The sequence below is a fragment of the Streptomyces phytophilus genome, from assembly GCF_013870535.1.
In the GTDB taxonomy this organism is placed as follows: Bacteria; Actinomycetota; Actinomycetes; order Streptomycetales; family Streptomycetaceae; genus Streptomyces; species Streptomyces phytophilus.
In genome coordinates this window covers 1-3941 of sequence record NZ_JACBXC010000543.1, presented here as the reverse complement: position 1 = coordinate 3941, position 3941 = coordinate 1, and the positions used below count along the sequence as shown (strand labels likewise).

Here is a 3941-nt window from a genome sequence, read left to right as displayed (position 1 = left end):
TTCTTCATGAGAGCCGTCCCGAACGCTTCGGGGCGGCTTTCGTGCGTTACGGTGGCCGATATGAGCGGCCGCGCGCATCTGATGTGGGACCAGGCAGTCACCGCGTACGACTTCGGTCCCGAACATCCCATGGATCCGGTCCGGTTGGCGCTCACCATGCGTCTCGTCGAGGAACTGGGCGTCGACAAGGCCGTCGACATCGTCGCGGCGCCCGCGGCCGGCGACTCGACGCTGCGGCTCGTGCACCGGCAGGACTACATCGACGCCGTGCGGCAGGCGTCGGCGGTGCCGGCGGAAGCCGACCCCTCGTACGGGCTCGGGACGGTGGACGATCCGGCGTTCGCGGGGATGCACGAGGCGTCCGCGTTGATCGCGGGGCAGTCCGTGGCGGCGGCGGAGGCCGTGTGGGACGGGCGGGCCGTGCATGCCGTGAACTTCGCCGGAGGGCTGCACCATGCGATGCCCGGGGCCGCTTCGGGGTTCTGCGTCTACAACGATGCGGCGCTGGCCGTCGCACGGCTGCTGGAGTTGGGCGTAGAGCGGGTGGCGTACGTGGATGTGGACGTGCACCATGGCGACGGCGTGCAGGCGGCGTTCTGGGATGACCCGCGGGTGCTGACCGTCTCCGTCCACGAGCACCCCAGCACGCTCTTCCCGCAGACCGGTTGGCCCGAGGAGACCGGGGGGTCCGGGGCCGAGGGGCAGGCGGTGAACGTGGCGCTGCCGGCCGGGACGGGGGACGCGGGGTGGCTGCGGGCGTTCCACGCCGTCGTGCCGGAGCTGCTGGCGTCCTGGGGTCCCCAGGTGCTCGTGTCGCAGCACGGGGCCGATACGCACGCGGAGGACCCGCTGGCGCATCTCGCCGTCAGCCTGGACGCGCAGCGTGCGGTGATGGAGACGTGCCACCGCCTGGCGCACGAGCACGCGGACGGCCGGTGGCTGGCCCTGGGCGGGGGCGGGTACGCCGTCGTGGACGTCGTACCGCGCTCCTGGGCCCATCTGTGCGCCATCGCCGCCGGCCGCCCCGTCCCGCCGGAGACGGAGGTGCCCGAGAGCTGGCGGGCCGAGGCGCTGCGGCGGACCGGGCAGCAGGCCCCGTTCCGGATGACCGACGGGCGCGATGCGTCCTGGGCGGACTGGGAGGCGGGGTACGACCCGGCCTCGCCGCTGGATCGTGCGGTGCGTGCCGCGCGGCGGACGGTGTTCCCGGCTCACGGGCTGCTGCCCTGAAGCTGCTGCCCTGAAGCAGCCGCCCCGCGCTCGGCCTTCTTGTGGGCGAAATATTCGCGAAGGCGCCTGTTCCGCCCGCAAGGGCGGCCAGAGTGGGTCGGGTGTTGACCGACGCACCCTTGTTGCGTAGGCATCTCCTGGCGACGGGGATCGCCGGGCCGGTGGCGACGAGCCGCGACAAGAGCCTCCGCAGGTACCAGCAGTTCGCGGCCCGCGACCCCCGGGTGCTGCTCGGCCTGGAACCGGAACGCGACTGGTCGGTGGCCGAGTTGCTGCGGCTCATGGCCGAACGCTGCGGTACGAGCGGGGATCCGGGCCGGATCTCGGGCACCGAGGTCATCGATCCGGACCGTACGATCGCCGCCCTGGAAGCCTTCGCGGAGCGGCTGCACGGCGCCGTACGCGACGGCGAGGCGGTGCTGTTCGGGACCGGCCATCCCGATCGCCTCCTCGGCTTCTACGCCCCCTTGGCCGCGGCGCTCTCGGCGGCTGGGTGCGTTGTCCTCACCCCCGGTGAGGGCAGAGATGTCGACATAACGACCCGATTCGGCGTACGTACATACCGCCTCAACTACCCCGGGAATGTTGCCGTTCTGGGTGGCCAGGACCCGTCCACTCCACCCGCGACCAGGGGGGTCCATACTCACTCTCCGCTTCCCCTGCGTGCGGCACTCGGTGCCGCGGCGGCGGCCGGCGGGCCGCTGCCCGCGCTGGTGGTGGGGGACCACGGATGGGCCTGCGGGGCTGGTCAGTTGGGCATCGAGGCCATCGGTCTGGCGGACGCCGACGACCCGGCACCCTTCGTCGCCCAGGCGGAGGGCCGAGTGCCCGTTGTGGTGCCTCTTGATGACTCTGTGCAACCGGGCAGCTACGGGCCGGTGGCCGACTATGTGCTCAAACACGCCCGTCTGTCACTGTAGCCATGCGATCGCTACTCCTCTTCCCCACTTGCATCACCCGCCCCTAATCTGGGGAGGAGCGCGCATGCGAGGAGGAGGCACCGGAGGGGAAGCCGGTGTCCGTCATGTGCGGAAGGTTCAGGTGTGTCATGGCTGCAAGCGATAAGCCTCTCAACGAGGTTGTGTTCCTGACCGTGGCGGAAGTAGCCGCGGTGATGCGAGTGTCCAAGATGACCGTGTACCGATTGGTGCACAGCGGCCATCTGCCGGCGATCCGGGTGGGGAGGTCCTTCCGGGTGCCGGAGCAGGCCGTGCACGAATACCTCCGCGAGTCGTATGTGGGGGTGGAGTCCGCCTGACGGGTCCGACTGGTTGCGCACCCTCGATTACGTCAATCCAGTTCGCCCGGGTAGGCTTGGGCCCCTGTAAGACGTGTGGGCCCTTGCCCGCCCACCCCGACGGAGAGAAGTGAGCGAGGGTACCCGTGGGCTCTGTGATCAAGAAGCGGCGTAAGCGGATGGCTAAGAAGAAGCACCGCAAGCTGCTGAAGCGCACGCGAGTGCAGCGCCGCAACAAGAAGTAGCGGTAGCCCGCACCCGTACCGCCGCTCATCCGCCTTCCCGGCGGGTGGGCGGCGGTTGTGCGTGGTACGGCGTTGTCCTGCGTATACGGTGGGGCGAGCGTGCGTACGGGCAGGGAGAGGAAGGCGAAGGCCAGTGGGCAGGACCGTGCTCGTCACCGGCGTCGCCCGCCCCCTCGTCGGGCGCCTGGTCCGCCGGCTGCTGCGTGAGCCGGACGTCGACCGCGTCGTCGGCGTCGACGCCAGGGCCCCCGAGCACCAGCTCGGCGGCGCCGATTTCGTCCCGGCGGACATCCGCCATCCCGTGCTCGCCCGGATCCTCGTCGAGCACGGCGTCGACACCGTGATGCACATGGACGTCACCGGCACCCCGCTCGCCCGCGGCGGCCGGGCGGCGGTCAAGGAGAACAACGTCATCGGGTCCATGCAGCTGCTCGGCGCCTGCCAGCAGGCGCCGCGTGTACGGCGGCTCGTCGTCAAGTCCACGACCAGCGTCTACGGGTCCGCGCCCCGCGACCCCGCCGTGTTCACCGAGAGCACGCCGCCCAAGGCGCTGCCCAGCGGCGGCTTCGCGAAGGACGCGGTGGAGGTCGAGGGGTACGTGCGCGGGTTCGCCCGGCGCCGTCCGGACGTCGCCGTGTGCGTGCTGCGGTTCGCCAACATCCTGGGCCCGCGCGTGGACACGCCGCTCGCCGAGTACCTGGCGCTGCCGGCGCTGCCCACCGTCCTCGGCTACGACCCGCGGCTGCAGTTCGTCCACGAGGACGACGTCCTCGACGTCCTGCTGCTCGCGGCCGGCGAGCCGCGCCGCGGCACGATCAACAGCGGCACGTTCAACATCGCCGGCGAGGGCGTGCTGCTGCTGTCCCAGGCGGCCCGGCGGCTCGGCCGCCCCACGGTCCCGGTGCCGCTGCCCGCGGTGACGTGGGTCGGCTCGGCGCTGCGGTCCGCGGGGATGACGGACTTCTCGCCCGAGCAGATCCGGCTGCTGACCCACGGGCGGGTCGTGGAGACGACGCAGATGCGTGAACTGCTGGGCTTCACGCCGGAGTACTCGACGGTGGAGACGTTCGCGGACTTCGCCGCCGGGCGGGCGGCGGGGCTGCTGCCGCCGCGCGAGGTGCGGCGGGCCGTGGACGCGGTCGGCGAACTGCTGGGGCTGCCGGGGGCCCGTACCCCGGTGCAGGCGGACGGCGTTGCGAAGGAGTCGGTGCACGATGGCTGACGCGAAG

Annotated in this window: 5 protein-coding genes; all 5 read left to right on the top strand. The window is 71.6% G+C overall.

Features of this window, described 5'->3' with window-relative positions; all coding sequences use genetic code 11:
* Positions 1-60: 60 nt before the first annotated feature.
* The 5 genes from H5J30_RS20950 to H5J30_RS20930 all read left to right on the top strand — a co-directional run bounded on the left by H5J30_RS20950 (position 61) and on the right by H5J30_RS20930 (position 3934).
* The gene (locus H5J30_RS20950; RefSeq protein ID WP_181788936.1) at positions 61-1230 is read left to right on the top strand and encodes an acetoin utilization protein AcuC; all 1170 of its coding nucleotides are present in this window, start codon (positions 61-63) and stop codon (positions 1228-1230) included.
* 101 nt (positions 1231-1331) lie between these two features.
* A complete protein-coding gene (locus H5J30_RS20945; protein WP_181788935.1) occupies positions 1332-2150 on the top strand; it encodes a phosphatase in 819 nt (272 codons plus the stop codon).
* Positions 2151-2278: 128 nt separating this feature from the next.
* On the top strand, positions 2279-2488 hold the full coding sequence (locus H5J30_RS20940) for a helix-turn-helix domain-containing protein (RefSeq protein WP_158691643.1): 210 nt from the start codon (positions 2279-2281) through the stop codon (positions 2486-2488).
* 125 nt (positions 2489-2613) lie between these two features.
* Positions 2614-2712 carry a 30S ribosomal protein bS22 gene (locus H5J30_RS20935; protein WP_003948845.1) on the top strand — a complete coding sequence of 33 codons (99 nt, stop codon included), beginning with the start codon at positions 2614-2616 and terminating at the stop codon, positions 2710-2712.
* A gap of 133 nt (positions 2713-2845) precedes the next feature.
* Entirely contained in the window at positions 2846-3934 is a 1089-nt protein-coding gene (locus H5J30_RS20930) for an NAD-dependent epimerase/dehydratase family protein (RefSeq protein WP_181788934.1), read from the top strand.
* Positions 3935-3941: the final 7 nt, after the last annotated feature.

What these genes read in the sequence shown, in the direction of transcription:
- H5J30_RS20940 (WP_158691643.1), top strand. Translation starts at nt 2,279, where the DNA reads ATGGCTGCAAGCGATAAGCCTCTCAACGAGGTTGTGTTCCTGACCGTG.
- H5J30_RS20950 (WP_181788936.1), top strand. Translation starts at nt 61, where the DNA reads ATGAGCGGCCGCGCGCATCTGATGTGGGACCAGGCAGTCACCGCGTAC.